This is a genomic window from Azotobacter vinelandii CA (assembly GCF_000380335.1).
GTDB lineage: Bacteria > Pseudomonadota > Gammaproteobacteria > Pseudomonadales > Pseudomonadaceae > Azotobacter > Azotobacter vinelandii.
This window is the reverse complement of the sequence record NC_021149.1, coordinates 3475558-3499982: the sequence shown is the minus strand read 5'-3', so window position 1 is coordinate 3499982 and position 24425 is coordinate 3475558. Positions and strand designations below refer to the sequence as shown.

Here is a 24425-nt window from a genome sequence, read left to right as displayed (position 1 = left end):
CGGTTCGCCTTTAATGCGGGCCATTTCCATACAGGTGCAGTTGCAATGAAACGTGTAGGTCTGATCGGTTGGCGCGGCATGGTCGGTTCCGTGCTCATGCAGCGAATGCTGGAAGAGCGGGACTTCGACCTGATCGAGCCGGTGTTCTTCACCACCTCCAGCGTGGGCGGCCAGGGGCCGGCGATCGGCAAGGAAACCGTGCCGCTGAAGGATGCCTACAGCATCGAGGAGCTGAAGAGCCTCGACGCGATCATCACCTGCCAGGGCGGCGACTACACCAGCGAAGTCTTCCCCAAACTGCGCGAGGCCGGCTGGCAGGGCTACTGGATCGATGCGGCCTCCAGCCTGCGCATGGCCGACGATGCGGTCATAGTCCTGGACCCGGTCAACCGCCGGGTGATCGACCAGTCCCTGGACGCCGGGGTCAAGAACTACATCGGCGGCAACTGCACCGTCAGCCTGATGCTCATGGCCCTGGGTGGCCTCTACGAGGCCGGCCTGGTCGACTGGATGAGCGCCATGACCTATCAGGCCGCTTCCGGCGCCGGCGCGCAGAATATGCGCGAACTGATCCGTCAGATGGGCACGATCAATGCAGCGGTGGCCGCCGAACTGGCCGATCCGGCCAGCGCCATTCTCGAGATCGACCGCAAGGTCGCCGAAACTCAGCGCAGCGCCGAGTTCCCGGTGGATCATTTCGGCGTACCGCTGGCTGGCAGCCTGATCCCCTACATCGACAAGGAGCTGCCCAACGGCCAGAGCCGCGAGGAGTGGAAAGGGCAGGCCGAGACCAACAAGATCCTCGGTCGCATCAAGAACCCGATCCCGGTCGACGGCATCTGCGTGCGTGTCGGTGCCATGCGCTGCCATAGCCAGGCTCTGACCATCAAGCTGAACAAGGATGTGCCGATCGCCGACATCGAGGGGCTGATCAGCCAGCACAACCCCTGGGTGAAGCTGGTGCCGAACCACCGCGAGGCCAGCATGCAGGAGCTGAGCCCGGCGGCGATCACCGGCACCCTGACGGTCCCGGTCGGACGTCTGCGCAAGCTCAACATGGGCTCGCAGTACCTCGGCGCCTTCACCGTCGGCGATCAGTTGCTGTGGGGGGCGGCCGAGCCGCTGCGGCGCATGCTGCGTATCCTGCTGGAGCGTTGACAGCCTTCCTGTCTTCACGACGGACGCAGAGCGCCGCGGCACTACCGCGGCGCTCTGCATTATGGCGCCCCGATTGCCTTGCCACGGGCCGTCATCCGCCTGTTTTCCTTCCCGACCCACTCCCGGGCGTGCTTTCGTTTCAGGAGACTCCTCACTCATGAGTCCAGCCATCGATATAGCCATAGTGGGTGCCACCGGTACCGTGGGTGCAGCGATCGTCGAGATACTCGAAGAGCGCGATTTCCCGGTCGGCCAGTTGCACCTGCTGGCCAGTCCGGCCTCCGCAGGCAAGTCGGTGTCCTTCAAGGGGCGCAACCTGCGGGTCAAGAGCATCGAGGCGTTCGATTTCGCTCAGGTGCGCCTGGTCTTCTTCGCCGCCGGCCAGGCCGTGACCCGGCAATATGCCTCGCAGGCCCGGGCCGCCGGCTGCATGCTGGTCGACCTGAGCGGCGCTCTGCCGCTGCAACAGGCGCCGCGGGTGGTGGCGGAGGTCAATCCTCAGGTGCTGGAGAAACTCGAGGCTCCCTGCCAGGTGACCAGTCCCGCCTCCCAGGTGGTCGCCCTGGCCCTGGCGCTGGCTCCGTTGCGTCCACTCGTGCGGTGGCGGCATCTGGGGGTGACGGCTTGTCTGCCGGTGTCCAGCCTGGGCCGTGAAGGGGTGGCGGAATTGGCCAGGCAGACGACCGAATTGCTCAACGGGCGTCCGCCCGAGCCCCGCTTCTTCGATCGGCAGATCGCCTTCAATCTGCTGGGACGGGTCGGGGAGAGCGACACGGCGGGACACACCGGACTGGAAAGACGTCTGGTCGAGGAGTCGAGGCAGGTCCTGGACGCTCCCGAATTGAAGATTTCCGTTACCTGCCTGATGGCCCCGGTATTCTTCGGCGACAGCCTGAGTCTTGCCGTTCAGGCGTCGCAGGCGATCGATCCATCGGCCGTGCGGGCTGCCCTGGAGCGGGCGCCGGGTCTTGAACTGATCGAGCCGGATGATTGTCCGACGGTGATCGGCGACGCAGTCGGGCAGGATGTGGCTTACGTCGGTCGAGTACGCACTGGCGTGGACGATGCGTGCGAGCTCGATTTGTGGATTGCGTCAGATAACGTGCGGAAAGGTTCCGCACTCAATGCCGTGCAACTGGCCGAGTTATTGATAAAACAGGGTCGCTAAAAGATACTGGCCGGAATTCAAAGACCTATGACTGCGTGGCTCGACCGGGGGCGGCTGGCGTGCCGCCGGGGGCGACCAGAGTGTGCGGGTATCAAGTTTCAGATTTCTTTCTCCGCTCGAGAAATCACTCAAGGGATGCGTTATGGTTCGGGTTCGCAAACTGGCACTGGCAATCGCGGCGGCCTCGGTGCTGTCTTCGGGCATGGCCCATGCACTGGGCCTTGGAGAGGTGACCCTGCGTTCCGCGCTGAATCAGCCTCTGGTTGCTGAAATCGAACTGCTGGAGGCGCGCGATGTCGGCGCGGAAGAAATCGCCCCGGCCCTTGCTTCTCCCGATGCGTTCGATAAGGCGGGCGTCGATCGACAGCACTTTCTGAACGACCTGAAATTCACGCCAATAATCGGACCCAACGGCAAGCGTGTCATTCGGGTGACCTCCACCAAGCCGGTGCGCGAGCCTTATCTGAATTTCCTAGTGGAAGTGCTTTGGCCCAATGGCCGGTTGTTGCGCGAATATACGCTGCTGCTCGATCCGCCGCTGTATTCGTCGCAGACGGCCATGTCCGCCGCGCAGAAAACCTTGCCCGAACAGCGCTCCGGTGCCGTCCCGCGTGCTCCGGCGGCTGCCGCGGCGTCCCGGCCGAACGCTTCGCGTCAGGAGGCCACCGGCGCGGCAGTCAGGAAATACAGGACCGTCGCCAACGACACCTTGTGGAAGGTCGCCGAGCGCGTGAGGACCTCGGGCACCATCCATCAGACCATGCTGGCGATCCAGGATCTGAATCCGCAGGCCTTTCTCGATGGCAACATCAATCGTCTGGCGAGGGGGCAGGTTTTGCGCCTGCCCGACGAGACGCAGATCCGCCGCCGCTCGGCAAGCGAGGCGCTGGCCGAGGTCGCCGCGCAGAACGCGGCTTGGCGCGAGCATCGTGCCCGCCCGGCCGTCGCTTCCGCCCGGCAGTTGGATGCGACCCATCGTACCGAGGCCGGCGCCGCGCCGGCGCGCGTGGAGACCGGCGATAGCCTGCGCCTGGTCGCCGCCGACGGCGGCAAGGCGACTGCCGGTAGCGACCAGGGAGCGGATGGCAAGGCGGCTGCCGACAAGCTGGCAGTGGCCAAGGAAAATCTCGATGCGACCCAGCGCGAGAATGCCGAGCTGAAGAGCCGCATGAATGACCTGCAGAGCCAGTTGGACAAGTTGCAGCGCCTGATCGCTCTCAAGGACGAGCAACTGGCCAGGCTGCAGGCGAACCTGGCGCAATCGGACGAGGCTGGTGGAGGCGCTTCCGCCGATCTGGCCGCCGGCAATCCGGTGCAGGCGCAATCCGCTGTCGTCGACGCACCGGCAGCCGGCCAAGCGGAGTCCGCGAGCGACGTTCCCGCGCGGATGGCGGTTGCATCCTCCGACGTAGAGGCATCTGCGCCCGCTGCACCGCCAGCCGTCGTCCCTGAGCAGTCCGAAGCCGTCTCCGCCGTTCCTGTCCCACCCTCCGCTGTCGTCGCGCCTTCCGTGCCGCCAGTGGCCGAACCGGCCGCCGATACCCCGCAGCAGCCCGCACCGACCGAGCCGGCGGCTCCCCGGCCGCCGCAGTCGACTGTCGCGTCGGGGCCGACCGCTCTGGTCGACTCCATCCTGAGCAATCCGCTGCTGCTTCCGTCACTGGGCGGCGGTGCCGCCGCCGCGCTGCTGTTGGGCTTGCTGGTAGCCCGTCGACGTGCGGCGAAGAAGACCGACTTCCAGGATGAAGATGACGAGGGTGGCATGACTGATACTCGGCTGGATGCCGGCTTGTCGCGGCTGCCCGTCGAGCCCACCCTGTTGAACGGGTTCTCCGGGGCAGGGCCGAAGCGGGATGCAGTGAGTGAAGCCGAAGAGCATATTGCCTGCGGCCGCTTCAAGGAGGCTGCCGAGTCGCTGGAAGCTGCCTGCGCCGCCGAGCCAGGGCGCAGCGAGCTGCGCCTGAAGCTGATGGAGGTTCGTGCCGAGCTTGGCGATCGTGAGGGTTTCGCCCGTCAGGAGCGGGCGCTGCGCGAAACCGCTGGCGCCCAGTCACAGGTCGATCACCTGAAGATGAAGTATCCGGCCATGGCCGGTTTCGCCACCATCGCTCTGGCAGGTTCCGCCCTGGCAAGCGGACCGGAGTCGTCCGAAGGGGCGCAGGAGCGGCCTTCGCTGGCGGAAGAGTCCGAGCCGCCCCAACTTCTTGCAGCCGATATCGGCCTGAGGTTGGATGATCTGGAGGCCGAGCTGGAAAGGGATCTTCAGCATTCCGCCCAGGACGATGCTACATCGACTCCGGGCGACCTGACGCAGGACGAAGCGCCGCGGTTGGCGTCGCCTGTGGAGGAGCCTTTGATCGAGGATTTCTCCTTCGACCTGGACCTTCCCGATGAGGCCATCGATTTCGAATTGGACGAAGATCCGGAGGGTATCTCCTTGGCTCCCCTACCGCTGACCGGACCAGCAACCGGGGACAAGGCATTCCCCGCGCTCGACCCGGGCGCCCCCGAGCTTCCCGTCGCTGCATTGGACGAGACGCTTTCCCCGGAGGAGGCGTTTCTTCTCGAGGAGGGGCTGTTCGACGGCTTCGAGCTGCCCGTAGACGACGATTTTTCCATCGCCCCCACTCCGGAGGCTTCGGGATTCGAGCTGCCATCAAGCGATGGTGCATCGGAGGGCCAGGGGGTGTCGGGCCTCGTGGCCCAACTGGATGAGCTGGATGTCGAGCTCAAGCGACTGGCCGCCGGGCTGGGCGAGGGCGATACGCAGCCGGCGGCTCGTTCGCAAGGTGATCCGGTGGAGAGCGAGGACTTCGATTTCCTGGCCGATGCGGACGAAACCGCCACCAAGCTGGATCTGGCTCGCGCCTATATCGACATGGGCGATACCGAAGGCGCCCGCGATATCCTTGAGGAAGTATTGAACGAAGGGAATGAAGTTCAGCGGCAGGAAGCGCGTGAAATGTCCTCCCGCTTGACCTGATCGATGAGCGAAGAAAACGTATCGACCGCGGCAGCCGAAGTGGCTGCCGCTGGCTTTTGCAGGGTAGCCCTGGGACTCGAGTATCGGGGCGCCCGTTACCATGGTTTCCAGCGCCAGAACCCCAGGGTGGCCTCGATCCAGGCGGCGCTCGAGTCGGCCCTGTCCAGGGTCGCCGGCGGCGTTCCATTGAACGTGGTGTGTGCGGGACGCACCGACGCCCTGGTGCATGCCAGCGGTCAGGTGGTGCATTTCGATACCCCGATCGAGCGCAGCATGCATGCCTGGACCATGGGGGCCAACATGAACCTGCCCGCGGACATCAGTGTGGCCTGGGCCCGGGAAATGCCGGCGCATTTCCATGCGCGCTTCAGTGCGACGGCCCGGCGTTACCGTTATGTCATCTACAACGACCCGATCCGCCCGGCACACATGGCCGAGGAGGTCACCTGGAACCACCGGCCGCTCGATATCGAGCGTATGCGCCAGGCTGCCCGGCCGCTGGTCGGCTGCCATGATTTCAGTGCCTTTCGCGCCAGCCAGTGCCAGGCCAGGTCGCCGATCAAGACGGTTCACCATCTTCAACTGATCCGGCACGGTCGTTTGATCGTGCTGGACATTCGGGCCAATGCCTTTCTGCATCACATGGTGCGCAACATCGCCGGTGTGCTGATGACCATAGGGGCGGGCGAGCGTCCCGTCGAATGGGCGCGGGAAGTGCTGGAGGGCCGTCAGCGTCACAAGGGCGGGGTGACGGCGCATCCCTATGGCTTGTATCTGGTGCAGGTCGATTATCCGCAAGAGTTCGAGCTGCCGCAGCGCTACCTGGGACCGCACTTTCTGTCGGGTCTGCCGGATTGCCGGCTAGGTTGACCCCCATCGCCGGAGGACGATCAGGCTTGCAGCGGATGCTTCTTTTGTTACCATTTGGAGCCTTTTCCGGGGTGTAGACAAATTGGCAGCCGTTCGCAGCAAAATCTGTGGGATTACCCGGGTCGAGGATGCTCTCGTGGCCGCCGAAGCGGGCGTCGACGCCATCGGCCTGGTGTTCTATCCGAAAAGCCCGCGGGCCGTGACGTTGCGGCAGGCGAAAGCGATCGTCGCCGCCTTGCCTCCGTTCGTGACCGCGGTCGGGCTTTTCGTCAATGCCACTCGTGGCGAAGTCGGCGGAATTCTTGACGAATTGCCACTGGATCTTCTGCAATTTCATGGCGATGAAACGCCTGCCGATTGCGAGGGGCATGGTCGCCCCTACATCAAGGCATTAAGAGTCCGTCCTGGAGAGGACATAGCCGCCCGCTGCCTGGAGTACTGCAACGCCAGTGGCATTCTTCTGGATGCCTATGTTCCCGGAGTGCCGGGAGGAACCGGCGAATCCTTCGACTGGTCGCTGGTGCCGCGGGGCCTGCCCAAGCCGGTGATTCTGGCCGGTGGACTGAGCGTACGGAACGTGCGTGTCGCGATCGCCCGGGTCTCTCCCTATGCGGTGGACGTCAGTGGCGGTGTCGAGGCGGAGAAAGGCGTGAAGGATGCGGAGAAGGTTCGCGCCTTCATCCGCGAGGTGCGCAACGCCTGAAGGGCAGAGACTGTGCTGCTCGGGTTGCGTGGAGAAGATGGCGTGCGCTGCCATGTGACGGTGGACGATTCGGCACCGTCCATTAGCAAGCTGCCGCTGCCGCGAAACTGCCTTTCGCTGCATATCGGCTCTGCTTGCTGTTCATGACGGCACCATCCGGTGCTCGTCGCTCAGGTAACCGCTGGCTGGTGCGGCAGTGGCGTTCGGCCGGGCGGAAGATCGCCAGGCTCCGGACCCCACCGGCAGGCGGATATATTCGTGAATTTGCTCAAAACGGGCGTGGGGCCATGGGGCGCCGTGCGTCGGGTCCCAAAGCTGCGGAGAACATAAAGCATGAGCAACTGGTTGGTAGACAAGCTGATCCCCTCGATCATGCGTTCCGAGGTGCGGAAAAGCTCGGTGCCGGAAGGCCTCTGGCACAAGTGTCCGTCCTGTGACGCGGTGCTGTACAAGCCCGAGCTGGAAAAGACCCTGGAGGTCTGCCCCAAGTGTGATCACCACATGCGCATCGGTGCGCGCACCCGGCTGAACATCTTTCTCGATGCCGAGGGGCGTGAGGAAATCGGCGCGGAACTGGAGCCGGTGGACCGCTTGAAGTTCCGCGACAGCAAGAAGTACAAGGATCGCCTTGCCGCGGCGCAGAAGCAGACCGGTGAGAAGGACGCGCTGATTTCCATGAGCGGTACCCTGCAGGGCATGCCGGTGGTTGCCTGTGCCTTCGAGTTCTCCTTCATGGGCGGCTCCATGGGGGCCGTTGTCGGCGAGCGCTTCGTGCAGGCGGCCAATGTGGCCCTCGAGCGGCGTTGTCCCTTCATCTGCTTCGCGGCGTCCGGCGGGGCGCGCATGCAGGAGGCGCTGATCTCCCTTATGCAGATGGCCAAGACGTCGGCAGTCCTGGCGCGTCTGCGCGAAGAGGGTATCCCGTTCGTCTCGGTGCTGACCGATCCCGTCTATGGTGGCGTTTCCGCCAGTCTGGCCATGCTCGGCGATGTCATAGTCGCGGAGCCCCAGGCGCTGATCGGCTTCGCCGGTCCGCGGGTGATCGAGCAGACCGTGCGCGAGAAGCTGCCCGAGGGCTTCCAGCGCAGCGAGTTCCTGCTGGAGCATGGCGCCATCGACCTGATCGTTCCACGCCAGCAGTTGCGTCCGCGCCTGGCTCGTCTGCTCGCCCAATTGACGCACTGGCGCGACCACGCGGCCACGACTCCCGAGACGGAAGAGGACTCCGCGACCGAGATCGACATGGTCATGGATAATGTCACAGTATGATCGAACGTAGCCTTGCCGACTGGCTCGCCTATCTCGAGCGCTTGCACCCCGTGTCCATCGACATGGGGCTGGAGCGCTCGCGCGAGGTGGCGCGCCGGTTGGGCCTGGGGCGACCGGCGCCATGGGTGGTGACTGTCACCGGGACCAACGGCAAGGGTTCCACCTGTGCGTTTCTCGCTGCGCTGATGGGGGCACAGGGGCTCAGGGTCGGCGTCTACAGTTCTCCCCATCTGCTGCGTTACAACGAGCGCGTGCGGATCGATGGCAGCGAGGTCGACGACGCCGCCTTGTGCCAGGCCTTTGCCGTGGTGGAGGCGGCGCGCGGCGGGATCACCCTGACCTATTTCGAGATGGGCACCCTTGCCGCTTTCTGGTTGTTCGAGCGGGCCGGGCTGGACGCCGCCGTGCTGGAGGTAGGCCTGGGAGGGCGGCTGGATGCGGTCAATCTGGTCGATGCCGACGTGGCCGTGGTTACCAGCATCGCCCTGGATCATGCCGAGTGGCTGGGCGATACTCGCGACTCGGTGGCTTTCGAGAAGGCTGGAATCTTCCGTGCCGGCCGGCCGGTCGTTTGCGGCGATCCCGATCCGCCGATGCCTCTGCTGGAGCGGGCCGCTTCTCTGGACGCGCCGCTTTACAGACGGGGGCCGGATTATGAGCTGATTCCCGGCGAGGGCGCCTGGAGCTGGCGCGGTTGCGGTGCCACCGGCGAGCGGCTCGAACTGGAGGGGCTGCCACTGCTCGACTTGCCGGTCGAGAGCGCGGCGCTGGCGCTGCAGGTCCATGCCCTGTCCGGTCTGCCCTGGGAGGCCGGGTCCATTGCGCAGGCCCTGGGCGCCACGCGCCTGGGCGGCCGTCTCGAACGGCGCCGGATTCGCTGGCAGGGCCGGCGTCTGTCGTTCCTGCTGGACGTCGGGCACAATCCCCATGCCGCAGCCTATCTGGCCCGGCGCCTTGCCGCCCGTCCGCCCGCAGGGCGGCGTCTGGCGGTTTTCGGCCTGCTCACCGACAAGGATCTGTCCGGTGTGCTGGAGCCCCTGCTGCCACAGGTCCGGCATTGGGCGGTGGCTCCGTTGCCGACGCCGCGAAGCCTTCCGGCCGAGGGGTTGGCAGCCGCCCTGCGGGAGCGCGGGGCGTCGGTTGCGGTGTGCGTTGATGTCGCCGAGGCGCTGCAGGCGCAGTGCCAGCGGGCCGTCGAGGGTGATGAAATTCTGGTGTTCGGTTCTTTTTACTGTGTGGCCGAGGCGCTCGAGTGGTTGAGCCGGCAAGAGGAGAAAGGGGATGGCCTGGCTGGATAAGAGGCTCAAGCAGCGGATGATCGGTGCCTTGGTGATGCTGGCACTGGCGGTGATCTTCCTGCCGATGCTGTTCACCCGCGAGGACGAGGTGCGGCAGGTGGTGGTCGAGGCGCCACCCATGCCGGAGGCCCCGCCTGCGCCGAAAGTCGAGCTGGAGCCGGTTGCGGTTCCGGAGCCGGTGGTTCTGCCGGAGGAGCCGCAGTCCGTTCCGGTGGTAGCCGGCGCACCGGCGGCAGCCGTACCGAGCGTTCCCCCTGCTGCCCCGGCCGTTTCCGCCAAGGCGCCAGCCAAGCCCACGCCGCCGCCGGCCAAGCCTCAGGCTGCCGCTCCCACGCCGACTCCGCCGCCGACGCAGGCCAAGGCAGCCGAGGCAAGCCGCCTGGATGCCAACAGCCTGCCCGTCGCTTGGTCGATCCAATTGGCCAGCCTGTCCAATACCGCCAATGCCCAGGCCTTGCAGAAGACCCTGCGCGGTCAGGGCTACAACGCCTATATCCGCCATGTGGATGGGATGAACCGGATCTACGTCGGGCCGGTCGCCGAGCGGAGCGAAGCCAACCGTCTGCGCGACCAACTCAAGCGGCAGCACAATCTCAGCGGCTTCGTCGTGCGTTTCCAGCCCGAGCGCGGCTGAGTCCATCTCCGTCGGTCGGGCTGCGGGCGTCTGGGCCAGGCCGGCCGATGGGGTCAGGTTCTTACTCGAATGGAGGGGGCTCTGCTAGAATGCAGGGCCTTTTCCATTCATGGGTTGAGCCGTGGCATTCACCTGGGTCGATTGGGCGATCATCGCGATCGTCGCCGTTTCCAGCCTGATCAGCTTGACACGGGGTTTCGTCAAGGAAGCCCTGTCGCTGGTCACCTGGATCGTCGCCGGCGTCATTGCCTGGATGTTCGGTGGAGCGCTTTCGCAGCATCTGGTCAGCTACGTTGCCACCCCCTCGCTGCAGGTCATGGCCGCTTGTGCGATTCTTTTCGTGGCGACCTTGCTGGTCGGTGCGCTGGTCAACTTCCTCATCGGCGAACTGGTGCGCGTCACCGGCCTGTCCGGTACGGATCGCGTGCTCGGCATGGTTTTCGGTGCCGCCCGGGGCGGGCTGCTGGTGATATTGCTGGTCGGCCTGCTCAGCCTGGCGCCCGTGCAGCAGGATGCCTGGTGGCAAAACTCGGTCCTGCTGCCGCACTTCCTGATAGTCGCCGACTGGTCGAAAAATCTCATTCTGGGATTTTCCAGCCAATGGTTCGCCAGCGGGATAAGCGTGCCGCGCTGAGCCTCCGAGAGACAGAGGGGCCGGCCTCGGGCGGGCGCCCGGAATTAGCCTGAACTATTAGCAGGGGTTGCGTCACATGTGTGGCATCGTCGGTATTGTCGGTAAGTCCAACGTCAATCAAGCGCTGTACGACGCGCTTACCGTCCTTCAGCATCGGGGCCAGGACGCTGCCGGTATCGTCACCTGCCATGAGGGACGGCTGTTCCTGCGCAAGGACAACGGCCTGGTGCGCGATGTGTTCCAGCAGCGGCACATGCAGCGCCTGGTCGGTCACATGGGCATCGGTCACGTGCGCTATCCCACGGCCGGCAGTTCCAGTTCGGCCGAGGCCCAGCCGTTCTATGTCAACTCGCCCTACGGGATCACCCTGGCGCACAACGGCAACCTGACCAACGTCGACCAGTTGTCCCGGGAGATCTACGAGTCCGACCTGCGCCATGTGAATACCAGCTCCGATTCGGAAGTGCTGCTCAACGTCTTCGCCCATGAGCTGGCGGTGCGCGGCAAGCTGCAGCCGACGGAGGAGGACGTGTTCGCCGCGGTTTCCGGCGTGCATCGCCGCTGCCGGGGCGGCTATGCCGTGGTGGCGATGATCACCGGCTACGGCATCGTCGGGTTCCGCGATCCCAATGCGATCCGTCCCATCGTCTTCGGCCAGCGCCAGACCGACGAAGGGGTGGAGTACATGATCGCCTCGGAAAGCGTCGCCCTCGACGTGCTCGGCTTCAGCCTGATCCGCGATCTGGCGCCGGGCGAGGCGGTTTACATCACCGAGCACGGCAAGCTGTTCACCCGCCAGTGCGCGGAAAGCCCGAAGTATTCGCCGTGCATCTTCGAGCATGTCTACCTGGCGCGTTCCGACTCCTTCATGGACGGCGTGTCGATCTACAAGGCACGGCTGCGCATGGGCGAGAAGCTGGCCGAGAAGATCCGCCGCGAACGGCCCGAGCACGACATCGACGTGATCATCCCGATTCCCGACACCAGTCGCACTTCGGCCCTGGAACTGGCCAACCATCTGGGCGTGAAGTTCCGCGAGGGCTTCGTCAAGAACCGCTATATCGGCCGTACCTTCATCATGCCGGGACAGGCGGCGCGCAAGAAGTCGGTGCGCCAGAAGCTCAATGCCATCGATCTCGAGTTCCGCGGCAAGAACGTCATGCTGGTGGACGACTCCATCGTGCGCGGCACCACCTGCAAGCAGATCATCCAGATGGCCCGCGAGGCCGGCGCCAAGAAGGTCTATTTCTGCTCGGCGGCGCCGGCGGTGCGTTATCCCAATGTCTATGGTATCGACATGCCCAGCGCCCATGAGCTGATCGCGCATGGCCGCAGCACCGAGGAGGTGGCCGAACTGATCGGCGCCGACTGGCTGGTCTATCAGGACCTGTCCGACCTGATCGATGCGGTGGGCGGCGGCAAGGTGAAGATCGACAATTTCGACTGCGCCGTCTTCGATGGCAAGTACGTCACCGGCGATATCGACGAGGCTTACCTGGATCGCATCGAGAAAGCCCGCAACGATGCCAGCAAGGCCCGCAGCACCGCGGTCAGCGCCATCATCGACCTGTACAACAACTAGCGGCAGGCGAGAAGGTTCGAGATTCCGGGCGGTATCGCCGCCCTCATGCGAAGGAAGGAAAGGCTATGACGATCGAGTGGGATGCCGGGCGGCTGGACAGCGACCTGGAGGGTGCCGGCTTCGACACCCTGGCGGTGCGGGCCGGTCAGCGGCGCACTCCCGAGGGCGAGCACGGCGAGGCCCTATTCATGACCTCCAGCTACGTGTTCCGCAGCGCTGCCGATGCCGCCGCCCGCTTTGCCGGCGAGCAGCCCGGCAACGTCTACTCCCGCTACACCAATCCCACGGTGCGTACCTTCGAGGAGCGCATCGCCGCCCTCGAAGGGGCCGAGCAGGCGGTTGCCGCGGCCTCCGGCATGGGCGCCATCCTGGCGATGGTGATGAGCCTGTGCAGCGCCGGCGACCATGTGCTGGTGTCGCGCAGCGTATTCGGTTCGACCATCAGCCTGTTCGACAAGTATTTCAAGCGTTTCGGCATCGAGGTCGACTATCCGCCCCTGGCGGATCTGGAAGCCTGGGCCGCCGCCTGCAAGCCGAACACCCGGCTGTTCGTCGTCGAGTCTCCATCCAACCCCCTGGCCGAGTTGGTGGACATCGCCGCGCTGGCCGACATCGCCCATGCCCGTGGCGCCCTGCTGGCGGTGGACAACTGCTTCTGCACGCCGGCGTTGCAGAAGCCGTTGGCGCTCGGCGCCGATATCGTCATCCATTCGGCGACCAAGTACATCGACGGCCAGGGGCGTTGCCTCGGCGGCGTGGTGGCCGGCAGCGCCAAGCTGATGCAGGAGGTGGTCGGCTTCCTGCGTACCGCCGGCCCGACGCTCAGCCCCTTCAATGCCTGGCTGTTCCTCAAGGGGCTGGAAACCCTCCGGGTGCGCATGCAGGCGCACTGTGCCAGCGCCCAGGCGCTGGCCGAGTGGCTGGAGCAGCAGCCCCAGGTGGTCAGGGTCCATTACGCCGGTCTGTCCAGCCATCCGCAGCACGAGTTGGCCAGGCGCCAGCAGAGCGGCTTCGGCGCGGTGGTCAGTTTCGAGGTCCGGGGCGACAAGGCGGCCGCCTGGCGGGTCATCGACAATACCCGGATGATCTCCATCACCACCAACCTGGGCGATACCAAAACCACCATCGCCCATCCGGCCACCACTTCCCACGGACGCCTGACCCCGGAGGCGCGGGCGGCGGCCGGGATCAGTGACAGCCTGATCCGTGTGGCGGTCGGCCTGGAGGACATCGAAGACATCAAGGCCGATCTTGCCCGAGGGTTGTCCGCACTGTGATCGACCTGACCCTCGAGCCCGGCAAACCGCAGACCAACGGCAAGGTCGCCCTGGTTACCGGAGCCGTGCGCGGCATCGGGCTCGGCATCGTTGCCTGGCTGATCGCCGAGGGCTGGCAGGTGGTGCTTGCCGATATCGACCGCAAGCGTGGCTCCAAGGTGGCCAAGGCCCTGGGCAGCAATGCCTGGTTCGTCGGAATGGATGTCGCTCAGGAAAATCAGGTGGCGATGGGCGTGGCCGAGGTACTCGGCCAATTCGGCCGCCTCGATGCCCTGGTCTGCAATGCCGCGCTGGCCGATCCCTACAACAGCCCGCTGGCCGAGCTGAAGCTCGGCCACTGGAACCAGGTGCTGGGCGTGAATCTGACGGGACCGCTGCTGCTGGCCAAGCACTGCTCGGCCTACCTGCAGGCGCATCGTGGCGCCATGGTCAACATCGCCTCGACCCGCGCGCATCAGTCCGAGCCGAATTCCGAGGCCTACGCGGCCAGCAAGGGTGGGCTGCTGGGACTCACGCATGCGCTGGCGATCAGTCTCGGGCCCGATGTCCGGGTGAATGCCGTCAGTCCCGGCTGGATCGACTCGCGCAGCCCCGGCGAGCGTCAGCAGGCACCGCTTTCCGCCCGGAGTCATGCCCAGCATCCGGCCGGTCGCGTGGGAATGGTCGAGGATGTAGCCGCTTTGGTCGCCTGGCTGTTGTCGGACCGTGCCGGCTTCGTGACCGGCCAGGAATTCATCGTCGATGGCGGCATGACGCGCAAGATGATTTATCTGGATTGATGCGCCGTTTCGGTGCCGCCTCGGGTCATGTTGCATCATTGCGTTTTGCCAAGGCGTCTGCTGGAGCCGACTCGCCTCATTCCGGCATTTTCCGCTTCGCTTCATCGAAGAAAAAATCAGGCTGGCTGTTGACTTAGCTTCGATTCGTGGGTAAATTGCGCGCCACCTCGCAAGGCGATGGCTGATTAGCTCAGCTGGGAGAGCACCTGCATCACACGCAGGGGGTCGGCGGTTCGATCCCGTCATCAGCCACCAGAGGTTTCAAGCAAGAATGGACGAAAGTCCGACCGACGCGCAGCGGTAGTTCAGTCGGTTAGAATACCGGCCTGTCACGCCGGGGGTCGCGGGTTCGAGTCCCGTCCGCTGCGCCATATATGAAAGCCTCCAGGCAGCGATGCCTGGAGGCTTTTTCGTTGGACCGCATTTTAATTTTATGGTCATCCGATTCGTCTAGGCTTCTTTGGCATGGACTTTGTCTGTCGTCTTTCCAAATAACCAGTCGATCAGGGGCTTTTCCATGGATGACTATCAAGAGGAACTTCTCGAATTCCACGCTACCGAGCAGGATCCTGCGGAGCCGGCGGAAGACGCCACGGAAATGTGAGTGTGCTGTCAGCGGTTCTCTGCCGGAAGCTCCGCGACGGAGGGTGATGATACGCGCTGGGTGCTCAGCAGATGGCTGCCGGACCCCGGGCTTTCCCGGCTGAAAGCCGATGCTCCGCAGCAGTCCGTCAGGTCCTCGAGCGGCCACAGGCGGCCCCGGAGGAAGAGTGCTATCCCGTTCCGCATGCCGGCCGACTTCACCAGACTGGGTGAGCGGCATCCCTCTCGGCTGACCAGCACCTGCATGTCTTTTGTGTGAATTTCCTGAACCGTGACCGGTCCGGCGCCCCTTGCCGCACAGGCCTGTATCTGAGGTATGCCGAGCAGGTTGCCATCCGGGCCGAAGACCGGCGCGACGTTATGGAGCTGCCCTTTGCCCGTGTGCAGTACGCCGTTCTCCATATGCGGTTCGGGCAGGAGCAGAGAGCCGGCCAGCAGGGTGATGCGGTATTCCCTGGCCAGGGAACCGAACAACTGCTGATAGTCACGGGCCATTTCGTTCGCCTTCATGCGCAGCAGGGTTTCTCCCAGTCCGGGGAAACCCTCGCTCCGCAGCCAGGCCCGGGCCAGGTGGCGCGGATTGTCCAGAAGCAGCCATGCCTGCGCTTCGGGAAGGCTCCGGGCACCGTAAAGCTCGTTTCGCTCGCCGCCGAGCAGCAACCAGGTGCCGATCTGGTCGGGCAGGGCGACCACGCTGCGTTCGTTGAGCAGGCCCTTGTCCCGCGCCCCGTCCAGAATGGCGGCGAGCTTCAGGCGCAGATGGCCGGGGCTCCGGTAGTCGCTGGGAAACAGCTCGGGGCGCACGATCAGCAGGTTGGCCCTGGTTTCTACCATTCCCTCTTCGTGGATGAGCGTGCTGCGCAGGTCGGCCAGATAATGTCCGCCCGAGCGTGGCGCGCACCAACTCGCATAGAGGCCGAGAAGAACGACGAGGATCAGCAGGAGCGGAACGAGCTGAAATTTGCGCATGATCGGAAGCGGGACGGAAAAATCCGTTCAGCGTAGGGGGGGATGCCGGGAATGCCAAGCCATCGATCGATGTCTGTGGAGGCGGGAAGGCGATACCATGCCGAAAGGCCGTTTCTGGCTCTTCTTTCCTGCAGCCATCGGGCGCGGGCGTCGAGTCGAGCGACCGTCGATCGTGTCATGTGGCGCCTGGCTTCTGTTACCTGGATTTGGCGTATCTTGTGAGCCGGCGGGGATACCCTATCCGCGAGCCGGAAAACACGGTAAGGGACCTGAGTCGTGCGGAAAACACCGAAAAGGATCGAGGCCGTGCCGTTCTTCGGCGAATGGGGCGTCTATCGGGAAATGCGCTTGCCGGAGTTCGAGGCCGTATTCGAAAGAGGTGCCGGTCTGTCGGCTCTGGCCGATGGACTGGAAACTGGCGCCCCCCTGTACCGCAAGGATGGGGAGGAACTGGCCGGCCTGGGGTTGACGTTCGTAACCTGCCGTTCCGAGGGACTTCCGGCCATTTCGCAGCAGGGCACCGCTCGCTATGGGAAAAATCTCGCCGCTTGTGCTGCGGCCAAAGGCTCGACTGGCGAAAAGCGCCATCGCCCCCGCTCGAGGCGCCCGCAACAACCGTTCCGCGGGTGCGAGCCGCCCGGCGGCAGGCGCTGTGCGCTGCCGATAGGCGGGGCTTGGCGCCCCCGGCGCTTCGTCGCGAGCGAATCCGACCGCTGTTCGCGGCACCGGTCGGGCAGCCGCCTGTGCGACGCCGGTTGATCCCTGTGCTGGACATCCACTGGGCGCCTCGGGCGCCGCTTCAGCCCCTGGCGCTCGGCTGGCTGGCCACGGCCGGTATCGAGGTCGGCGTACTACGGCTCGATCTGGTCGATACGCTGATTTCCGGCAACAAGTGGTTCAAGCTGGCACCCCATCTGGCGGCGGCCGCGCGTCAAGGGGCAAGGGGCAAGGGGGCTGATCAGTCTGGGCGGTCCCCGTTCCAATCACCTGCATGCACTGGCGGCGGCCGGGCGGCGCTTCTCCTTCCCCACGGTGGGACTGCTGCGCGGCGAGCCCAGAGAAACGCCCACCGTGCGCGATCTGCAGGACTTCGGCATGCGCCTGCACTGGCTCGGCTACGGCGGGTATCGGGCGCGTCACCGGCAGGGGTTCTGGGATGCGTGGCGCGACCGTTATGCCGATCTGCACCCGGTGGCGGAGGGCGGTGGTGGCCTGACCGGCGCGCAGGGCTGCAGGGTTCTGCGGGAAATGCTGTTGCCCCAGTTGCGGTCGCTCGGCTGGAGCGATTACCACGGCTGGTGGCTGGCTGCCGGCACCGGGACCACACTGGCCGGCCTGGTCCTCGCCGAAGCCGGGGCGCGTCCGGTACACGGCGCCCTGGCTGTGCCGGCGAGCCACGGCGTGGCGCCACAGGTCCGGGCGATCCTCGCCGAAGCCGGCGTGGCCGATGCGGGCTACCGTCTGCTGGACGCCAGCCGTGGCGGGTTTGCCCGGCTCGATGCGGAGCTGGCGCACTTCATCCTCGCCAGCGAGCGGGAAGGGGGCATTCCCCTGGACCCCGTCTATACCGGTAAGGCCCTGCTGGCTCTGCGCGAGCAGGTCGCGCATGGCGGCATTCCCCGTGACAGCCGGCTGGTTTTCGTGCACACCGGCGGGCTGCAGGGGCGGCGGACGCTGGCCGGGCGTCTGCAGGAGTTGGGGCACGCGCGGCTGATGCCAATACGTCGAGACAGGTCTTAAAGCGGGGCCGGCCAACCGTCATCGACCAGGAATACCCGTTCCGCCTCGACCCATTCGCCAGCCCCGTCGGCCTCCAGCCGGACCAGCAGATGCGCCGGTGTGGCGGGGCCCAGTCCCGCAGACCAGGCCTGCAGGGTTTCCCGAGGCCAGAGATCCACCCCTTCGAAACGGGCCGGCGCCAGCCAGGCGTGATGGGGCAGGGGCTGCCAGCGGCCGGCGGGAGCGCCGGCGAGAAACTCCAGCCAGTCGCGTCGTCTCACCCAGCGTCCACGCAGGTGCGCCGGATTGGCGCCGGCCGGAGCCGGACAGCCATCCGGCCAGGGATAGAACAGATAGCCTCCGAGCCAGCAGGCGGCCTGCGGGGCGGCGAAGCCGAGCCGCTCCAGGATCGTCCGCGCCGCCGGGGCGTTCGACAGGGGCAACTGATGTCGTTCCAGCCGCTCCAGCTTGCGGTCGAGCCGGTCATGCTGGCCGGGGCCGATCCAGCGGGCCGGAAGCCGTTCGGAATTGCCTGCCGAGCCGAGGTAGAGCTTGACCGCCAGCTCCAGATGATGCGTCCCTTCGGCATCCTGCAGCAGCAGGTCCAACTCGCCCAGGGTATCGCTGCCATGCCGGATCGGCAGGTTGGCGGCGAGCAGGCGGACGCCCGGCGCCTGCTCCAGGGCGAACTGCCAGAGCCGCTCGTAGTAGATACCCAGGCGGCGCGTCGGATGCCGTGCCAGCCAGGCATCCAGCGGGGCGCTGCAGGCATCCAGGGTCCGCAGCCAGTCGGCCAGGCGGGCCGGCTCGCCTGCCCAGTGGCTCGCTGCCAGCGGATGGCGCTGCGGCCAGGCGGTGACGGCGAGCAACGGCGGCGACAGCAGGGCCCAGGCCAGGTCGCGTACCCGTGGCCGGCGCAGGCGCGCGGGGAGGTCGGCGAGGCCGCCGAAAGGCCCCGCCCGCCCCCCTCGGGGGGTGGTTTGCCGCGTTGTCCGGCTTTCCCGCATAATCGCCCCTCGCCTGTAATCGCCGCCCCCGCAGGAGCCCCATGGAGCACTTTCGCAATATTGGCATCATCGGTCGTCTGGGTAGTACCCAGGTGGTGGATACCATCCGCCGGCTGAAGAGGTTTCTTCTCGATCGACACCTGCACGTGATTCTTGACGAGGGGATTGCCGAACTTCTGCCCGGGCATGGCCTGCAGGTGTCCTCGCGCAAGCAGTTGGGCGAGGTCTGCGACATGGTCGTCGTCGTCGGCGGCGACGGCAGCATGCTCGGCGCGGCGCGCGCCCTGGCCCGCTACAAGGTGCCGGTGCTCGGCATCAACCGCGGCAGCCTGGGCTTTCTCACCGATATCCGTCCCGACGAACTGGAAACCCGGGTCGCCGAGGTGCTCGACGGCCAGTACACCGTGGAGAGCCGCTTCCTGCTCGAAACCCAGGTGCGCCGCAAGCTGGAGCCGATCGGCCAGGGCGACGCGCTGAACGATGTGGTGCTGCATCCGGGCAAGTCGACGCGGATGATCGAATTCGAGCTGTACATCGACGGACAGTTCGTCTGCAGCCAGAAGTCAGACGGACTGATCGTCTCCACACCGACCGGTTCCACCGCCTACGCCCTGTCGGCCGGCGGACCGATCATGCATCCCAAGCTGGACGCCATCGTCATCGTGCCCATGTATCCGCACACCCTGTCGAGCCGGCCGATCGTGGTCGCCGGCAACAGCGAGCTGAAGATCGTGGTATCGCCGAAGATGGATATCTATCCCCAGGTTTCCTGCGACGGGCAGAACCATTTCACCTGCTCGCCCGGCGATATCGTCACCATCAGCAAGAAGCCGCAGCGGTTGCAGTTGATCCATCCGCTGGACCACAACTATTACGAGGTATGCCGCACCAAGCTGGGCTGGGGCAGTCGTCTGGGTGGTGGAAGTTGATGCTGATCGATCCGTTGCGCAGTTACGATCTGATCGGCGACGTGCATGGCTGCGGCCATAGCCTGGAGATCCTGCTCGAACGCCTCGGCTACCGGCGCCAGGGGGGCGTGTGGCGCCATCCGTGGCGCATGGCGCTGTTCGTCGGCGATATCGTCGATCGCGGCCCGCGCATTCGCGAGGCCCTGCATCTGGTGCACGACATGGTCGAGGCCGGTCAGGCGTTGTGCGCCATGGGCAACCACGAATACAACCTGCTGGGCTGGTCCACCGAGGCGCCGCCGGAAAGCGGCCAGCGCTACGTGCGCGAGCACACGGTGCGCAACGAGCGGCTGATCCACGAAACCCTGACCCAGTTCGCCGATCATCCGGGCGACTGGCGGGCCTTTCTCGACTGGTTCTACGAGCTGCCACTGTTCATCGACGCCGGCCGCTTCCGCGTCGTGCATGCCTGCTGGGATTCCAGCCTGATCGAGCCGCTGCGCCGGGAGTACCCGGATGGCGTGATCGACGAGCCCTTCCTGAAGGCTTCCGCCGTGCCCGATACCTTCGCCCACCAGGTCTTCGAACGGTTGCTGCGCGGCATCAACATGCGCCTGCCCCATGGCATGACGCTGACCGGCCGGGACGGCCTCGCCCGCGAGACCTTCCGCAGCAAGTTCTGGGCGGACGCACCGCAGACCTACGCCGACATCGTCTTCCAGCCGGATGCCTTGCCCGAACCCGTCGCGCAGATGCCGATCTCCTCCGTTCACCGGGCCGAGTTGCCTTTCTACGATGCCGATCAGCCACCGCTGTTCGTCGGTCACTATTGGCGCCAGGGGCAACCGTCGTTGATTCGTTCCAATCTGGTGTGTCTCGACTACAGTGCGGTGATGTTCGGCAAGCTGGTGGCTTACCGGCTGGACCAGGAGACCCGGCTCGATCCGGACAAGTTCGCCTGGGTCGAGGTGGAGCGTCCGGAGGCTCCTCATGAATACGGCAATTGAGGTCTTGCGCCTGCCGCTGGGGACCGATCTCAGCGGCTTCGTCGGCCTGTTGCGGCGCCTGGGCGTGCCTCACCGGGTCAGCGAGGAGGGCGGCGAGCAGGTGCTCTGGGTGCCCGATCCCCGTCTGGCCCGGGAGGTGAGTCTGCTCTATGCGCGCTTTCCCGAAGGCGACCCGCAGGGGCTCGTCCCGGACGCGCCGCGCCGCGCCTCCGGTGTTTTCCGGCAATTGCGCCACAGCCCGCTGACCTCCCTGATGCTGCTGGCGACCCTGCTGGTGGCGGCTCTGACCCTGCTCGGGGAAAACCTCGCCACCGTCGGCTGGCTGACCTTCCAGGAGTTCCACGTCCAGGGCGACTACCTGTATTTCGTGCCGTTGTCCGAGACCCTGGCCGCCGGCCAGTGGTGGCGTCTGCTGACGCCGATGCTGATCCACTTCGGCTGGCTGCACCTGGCGATGAACGGGCTCTGGTACTGGGAGCTGGGACGGCGCGTCGAGGCCCGCCAGGGCGGTTCGACGCTGCTTCTCCTGACCCTGCTGTTCGGCCTGGCATCCAACGTCGCGCAGTATCTGTTCGGCGGTCCGGCGTTGTTCGGCGGACTGTCCGGCGTGCTCTACGGCCTGCTCGGCCACTGCTGGATCTTCCAGCGCTTCGCGCCCGGCGCCGCCTATCGCCTGCCGCCGGGCGTGGTGACGATGATGCTGGTCTGGCTGCTGGTCTGCCTGTCCGGCCTGGTCACCGCCCTGGGGCTGGGCGCCATCGCCAACGCCGCGCACGTCGCCGGGCTGGTCGCCGGCTGCCTGACCGGCGTCATCGGCGGCGCCTGGGCCCGCAGCCGGGATCAGGGATAGTCGAGCGGGTAGTCGACGAACAGCCAGATCTCGTTCAGGTCCTGGTTCAGGTCGCGGCTGGCCCGATAGATCGAGCCGTACAGGCTGATCGACAGGTCCTTGGCCACGCCTTCCGGCACCACGTACTGGATCTGGTTGTAGAACTCCCGCTCGCTCGCCGTGCCGTCCCGGCCGGTGTCGATCTTGCTGCCATGGACATAGGCGGTTCTCCAGGTCAGGCCCGGCATGCCCAGATCGGCGAAGTCCAGTTCGTAGCCGATCTGCCAGGAGCGTTCGTCCTTGCGGTTGAAGTCGGAATAGAAGGCGTTGGCCAGGTAATTGGCGTCGCCGCCGTCGCCGAAATCGAAGTCGTAGCCGTGGGTGACCGGCTGGCCGTCCTCGTCGAGATTCTCGAAGCCGCCGATCGAGCGCTGCCAGGCGAGGATGAAGGCATGAGGCCCCCGGCGATAGGTGCCCATCAGGCTCCAGATGCTGTTGTCCTCGCCCTTGCCGGTCCGGGTGTAGTCCCGGTCGTAGCGGGTCCGGTAGAAATCGAAGTCGAACTCCAGGGTGTTTTCTTCGGCGAGCGGCAATTGCCAGACGATATTGGCGTAACGCTTTCTGGCCACCTTCTCGATATCGGAAAAATACAGGGCAACGCTCAGCCGCTCGTTGAAGGCATAGCTGGCGCCGACGAGTTCGATCGAATCCAGTTCCCGTCCCGGAACGTCCCTGCCGCTGTGGTTGTTGTCGTTCTGCGCCGTGAAGCGCCCGGCGTGCAGGGTCAGGCCGTCGATCTCCTCGCTGCTGAGCAGCACGCCGCGGAAGGTCTGCGGCAGCAGGCGGGAGCTGTCGTAGGACAGCACCGGCAGGGCGGGGAGCTGATCGCCGTATTGCAGCAGCGTATTGGAAATCCGCAGTTTGAAGGCGATCCCGAGTTCGCCCAGATCCTCTTCGGTGTCGCCGTCGCTGTCGGTGGGAAAGTAGGCGATATCGCCGTCGTCGCGACTCTTGCCGGTGTCGAGCCGGACGGCGAGGAGGCCGAAGGCATCCAGGCCGACGCCGACGGGACCGCGGCTGAAACCGGAGTCGAAACTGGCGATGAACGCCTGGGCCCAGCGCGACTGGTCGCGCACGCCGTCCTGGTTGTCGCGGTACACGTATCCATTGCGCAGCATCAGGTGGGCACCGGCCTCTTCGGCGAATCCCCGCGCCTCGGCCTGCGGAGCGGCCATGGTCGGCTGGATGGATGCCGTTGACAGAGTCAGGGCCAGCGCGCGCCAGCCGCACGGTGTATATGTCGACATGAGGGCTCCGGATTACCTGCGGTCGTCGTGGCCGGGCGGCGGACAGCAGGAGCCGGGACGCCAGGACCCCATCCTTGTGCCAGGTATCGTGTCCGAAGTGCGACTTCGAATCGGACGCATTCAGCTTAATACATCCCCGGCAGGCTCCAGTTTCCAGGTGCTGCCGACGGCATCGTCCGACGGGTGGTACACGAGATCGAAGGACGGGATTCCGAGGACCTGCTTCGCATCGGCGATGCCCACCTTCCTGCAGGAAGCGGAAGACGTCGTTCGGCAACTGCGCTTCGATACCGGGCATACGGTCGGTGGTGGGAAATCGGCTCCCGTCCACTTGCGCGGTTCCTGTAACACCTTCACGCCCAGCGGCTTGCTGTGCGAGGCCTTCGCCGTACCGGGGAGTCGTGGTAGCGGTTGCAAACCGATCGATACATGCCGGACCAACCAGAATCCGAAGCCTTTCAGGCGGGGTTCTTCCAGAATGGTGTTTCCGGCACGTTGTACCGGGTATTGCACTGGGGGTATCTGGATCTTCGACTCTTGTGCCGGCGAAGACGTGGCCCTGGATTTGTAATAATAACTGTCTTTACGCCTCATCATCGCCAATGAATTTAACGAATAATAAATCTTATTGCCATGGCATGGACGCTTATTGAAAACACTCTGTACGCGCCTGCTTCAAATACGGCAGGTAATGCACCCGACTGACCAAAATACAGGAGTAGAATTTATGGACGCGAACAAATACGAGAATTCCATCGAGCAGTTCGAGGTCGAGCTGGATACCGAAGAGATCCGTTGGGAGGATATCGCTGACGAGGATCTCGAGGCTCGTATCAGCAAGGATCAGGCTTCGTCCGCCGGCTACTACTGCTAATACCGGTAAGATAGCCGACGCCTGTGCGGCGGTTATCCAGATGAGCATGATATGGCATCGTTATCCAGCAATTGCCCATATGTGCCATTGAAATAGTGGCGCCAATTTCTCCTTCTTCACTCCTTACTAATGGCGGGATAGACAAGCTACTCTGCACGACGTGGAGTCACGTTCACATTACACCTCGCTATTGCGCATGGCATTACTTGGGACGACGCACGTTCCATACCTTCGCCGAGGCATGGCTTCGTAAGCCCGGAGGCATGCAGCGCATCGGGCCGTAGTGGCTTCACTCCCAACAACTGGGGTCGATATTCTGTACGCCTATTGCTTGAAAATAGTGATACGGCTTTTTTCGCAATCATGCCAATTCAATGAGCCGACCAGACTGCCGGCAAAGTACCTCCACTGTGTTCGCCGCTTCAGCCACATTATCTGTGATAGTCGAATTGTCGTCCTTACCAAGGGTACGCATATCAATCAACTGTATACCTTTGTTGTCGTGGCGAATTTAATGAAAAGTAAATATTGTCGCCATGGCGTGGACACTTACTGTAGTCATCTTGTGGTCGCCTGTTTCAAGCGCAACAGGCAGCCTTCTAAATACAGGAGTAAGTCTTATGGATGCGAGTAAACACGAGAATTCCATCGAGCAGTTCGAGGTCGAACTGGATGTCGAAGAGATCCGTTGGGAGGATATCTCCGACGAAGAACTCGAGTCGCGCATCAGCAAAGAAACTGGCGGCAGCGCTGGCGGCTCCCAGTGCTAATACCGGTAAGGTAGCCGTCGTCCACGCGGCGGATACTATCCGGAAGACCGTACGGCAATATGGCCGCACGGTCTTCT

General features: G+C 64.8%; 22 protein-coding genes, 2 tRNA genes and 1 pseudogene. 21 read left to right on the top strand and 4 right to left on the bottom strand.

Going from position 1 to position 24425, the window contains the following annotated elements; genetic code table 11:
* The first annotated feature begins 45 nt into the window (after nt 1-45).
* From asd to AVCA_RS15460, 14 genes are all read left to right on the top strand, one after another.
* Nucleotides 46-1158, top strand: coding sequence for an aspartate-semialdehyde dehydrogenase (asd, locus tag AVCA_RS15525; RefSeq protein WP_041807310.1), 1113 nt, complete (start codon nt 46-48; stop codon nt 1156-1158).
* A gap of 157 nt (nt 1159-1315) precedes the next feature.
* Nucleotides 1316-2326: an aspartate-semialdehyde dehydrogenase gene (locus AVCA_RS15520; protein ID WP_012701953.1), complete on the top strand. Its 1011-nt coding sequence runs from the start codon at nt 1316-1318 to the stop codon at nt 2324-2326.
* Nucleotides 2327-2468: 142 nt separating this feature from the next.
* Nucleotides 2469-5309 (top strand): FimV/HubP family polar landmark protein, encoded by a 2841-nt coding sequence (locus tag AVCA_RS15515; RefSeq protein WP_012701952.1) that lies wholly within the window; start codon nt 2469-2471, stop codon nt 5307-5309.
* A 3-nt stretch (nt 5310-5312) separates the two neighbouring features.
* A complete protein-coding gene (gene truA / locus AVCA_RS15510; protein ID WP_012701951.1) occupies nt 5313-6179 on the top strand; it encodes a tRNA pseudouridine(38-40) synthase TruA in 867 nt (288 codons plus the stop codon).
* Nucleotides 6180-6261: 82 nt separating this feature from the next.
* Nucleotides 6262-6882: a phosphoribosylanthranilate isomerase gene (locus AVCA_RS15505; RefSeq protein ID WP_012701950.1), complete on the top strand. Its 621-nt coding sequence runs from the start codon at nt 6262-6264 to the stop codon at nt 6880-6882.
* 333 nt (nt 6883-7215) lie between these two features.
* Nucleotides 7216-8151 carry an acetyl-CoA carboxylase, carboxyltransferase subunit beta gene (accD, locus tag AVCA_RS15500; protein ID WP_012701948.1) on the top strand — a complete coding sequence of 312 codons (936 nt, stop codon included), beginning with the start codon at nt 7216-7218 and terminating at the stop codon, nt 8149-8151.
* Nucleotides 8148-9449: a bifunctional tetrahydrofolate synthase/dihydrofolate synthase gene (gene folC / locus AVCA_RS15495; RefSeq protein WP_012701947.1), complete on the top strand. Its 1302-nt coding sequence runs from the start codon at nt 8148-8150 to the stop codon at nt 9447-9449. Before accD ends, folC begins: the two co-directional genes overlap by 4 nt.
* Entirely contained in the window at nt 9433-10083 is a 651-nt protein-coding gene (locus AVCA_RS15490; RefSeq protein WP_175555874.1) for an SPOR domain-containing protein, read from the top strand. Before folC ends, AVCA_RS15490 begins: the two co-directional genes overlap by 17 nt.
* Before the next feature lie 121 nt (nt 10084-10204).
* Nucleotides 10205-10717, top strand: coding sequence for a CvpA family protein (locus AVCA_RS15485; protein WP_012701945.1), 513 nt, complete (start codon nt 10205-10207; stop codon nt 10715-10717).
* 76 nt (nt 10718-10793) lie between these two features.
* On the top strand, nt 10794-12299 hold the full coding sequence (gene purF, locus AVCA_RS15480) for an amidophosphoribosyltransferase (protein WP_012701944.1): 1506 nt from the start codon (nt 10794-10796) through the stop codon (nt 12297-12299).
* A gap of 65 nt (nt 12300-12364) precedes the next feature.
* Nucleotides 12365-13576 (top strand): O-succinylhomoserine sulfhydrylase, encoded by a 1212-nt coding sequence (locus AVCA_RS15475; RefSeq protein WP_012701943.1) that lies wholly within the window; start codon nt 12365-12367, stop codon nt 13574-13576.
* On the top strand, nt 13573-14355 hold the full coding sequence (locus AVCA_RS15470; RefSeq protein ID WP_012701942.1) for an SDR family oxidoreductase: 783 nt from the start codon (nt 13573-13575) through the stop codon (nt 14353-14355). The genes AVCA_RS15475 and AVCA_RS15470 overlap by 4 nt, the downstream gene beginning before the upstream one ends.
* Before the next feature lie 179 nt (nt 14356-14534).
* A tRNA-Val gene (locus AVCA_RS15465) sits at nt 14535-14610 on the top strand.
* 39 nt (nt 14611-14649) lie between these two features.
* Nucleotides 14650-14726: transfer RNA gene (locus AVCA_RS15460), tRNA-Asp, on the top strand.
* Between the two features lie 241 nt (nt 14727-14967).
* On the opposite strand, the gene AVCA_RS15455 is transcribed toward AVCA_RS15460, so the two are convergent.
* Nucleotides 14968-15927, bottom strand: coding sequence for a carbon-nitrogen hydrolase family protein (locus AVCA_RS15455; RefSeq protein WP_012701939.1), 960 nt, complete (start codon nt 15925-15927; stop codon nt 14968-14970).
* A 276-nt stretch (nt 15928-16203) separates the two neighbouring features.
* Here AVCA_RS15455 and AVCA_RS26495 point away from each other — a divergent pair, with 276 nt between their 5' ends.
* Both AVCA_RS26495 and AVCA_RS15445 read left to right on the top strand, forming a co-directional pair.
* Nucleotides 16204-16686 (top strand): hypothetical protein, encoded by a 483-nt coding sequence (locus AVCA_RS26495; protein WP_175555875.1) that lies wholly within the window; start codon nt 16204-16206, stop codon nt 16684-16686.
* Nucleotides 16686-17667 (top strand): annotated as a pseudogene (locus tag AVCA_RS15445) (1-aminocyclopropane-1-carboxylate deaminase/D-cysteine desulfhydrase). Before AVCA_RS26495 ends, AVCA_RS15445 begins: the two are co-directional and overlap by 1 nt.
* On the opposite strand, the gene AVCA_RS15440 reads toward AVCA_RS15445, so the two are convergent.
* Nucleotides 17664-18653 (bottom strand): DUF1853 family protein, encoded by a 990-nt coding sequence (locus AVCA_RS15440; protein ID WP_012701938.1) that lies wholly within the window; start codon nt 18651-18653, stop codon nt 17664-17666. The pseudogene AVCA_RS15445 and the gene AVCA_RS15440 sit on opposite strands and share 4 nt — an antisense overlap.
* Nucleotides 18654-18694: 41 nt before the next feature.
* Here AVCA_RS15440 and AVCA_RS15435 point away from each other — a divergent pair, with 41 nt between their 5' ends.
* The 3 genes from AVCA_RS15435 to AVCA_RS15425 are packed head-to-tail and all read left to right on the top strand — an operon-like array spanning nt 18695 to nt 21418.
* Nucleotides 18695-19582, top strand: a complete 888-nt coding sequence (locus AVCA_RS15435) for an NAD(+) kinase (protein ID WP_012701937.1) — start codon at nt 18695-18697, stop codon at nt 19580-19582.
* 2 nt (nt 19583-19584) lie between these two features.
* Nucleotides 19585-20568, top strand: a complete 984-nt coding sequence (locus AVCA_RS15430) for a metallophosphoesterase (RefSeq protein WP_175555880.1) — start codon at nt 19585-19587, stop codon at nt 20566-20568.
* Complete coding sequence (locus tag AVCA_RS15425; protein WP_175555876.1) at nt 20552-21418, top strand: rhomboid family intramembrane serine protease; 867 nt, start codon at nt 20552-20554, stop codon at nt 21416-21418. Before AVCA_RS15430 ends, AVCA_RS15425 begins: the two co-directional genes overlap by 17 nt.
* Here the strand turns inward: AVCA_RS15425 and AVCA_RS15420 are convergent.
* Together AVCA_RS15420 and AVCA_RS15415 are read right to left on the bottom strand one after the other, a co-directional pair.
* Nucleotides 21409-22704: an OprD family outer membrane porin gene (locus AVCA_RS15420; RefSeq protein ID WP_012701934.1), complete on the bottom strand. Its 1296-nt coding sequence runs from the start codon at nt 22702-22704 to the stop codon at nt 21409-21411. The two genes, AVCA_RS15425 and AVCA_RS15420, sit on opposite strands and share 10 nt — an antisense overlap.
* A 120-nt stretch (nt 22705-22824) precedes the next feature.
* A complete protein-coding gene (locus tag AVCA_RS15415) occupies nt 22825-23217 on the bottom strand; it encodes a hypothetical protein (protein ID WP_012701933.1) in 393 nt (130 codons plus the stop codon).
* A 214-nt stretch (nt 23218-23431) separates the two neighbouring features.
* On the opposite strand from AVCA_RS15415, the gene AVCA_RS26490 reads away from it, so the two are divergent.
* Together AVCA_RS26490 and AVCA_RS26485 are read left to right on the top strand one after the other, a co-directional pair.
* Complete coding sequence (locus AVCA_RS26490) at nt 23432-23578, top strand: hypothetical protein (protein WP_012701932.1); 147 nt, start codon at nt 23432-23434, stop codon at nt 23576-23578.
* A 620-nt stretch (nt 23579-24198) separates the two neighbouring features.
* Nucleotides 24199-24348 (top strand): hypothetical protein, encoded by a 150-nt coding sequence (locus AVCA_RS26485; protein WP_012701930.1) that lies wholly within the window; start codon nt 24199-24201, stop codon nt 24346-24348.
* Nucleotides 24349-24425 lie beyond the last annotated feature (77 nt).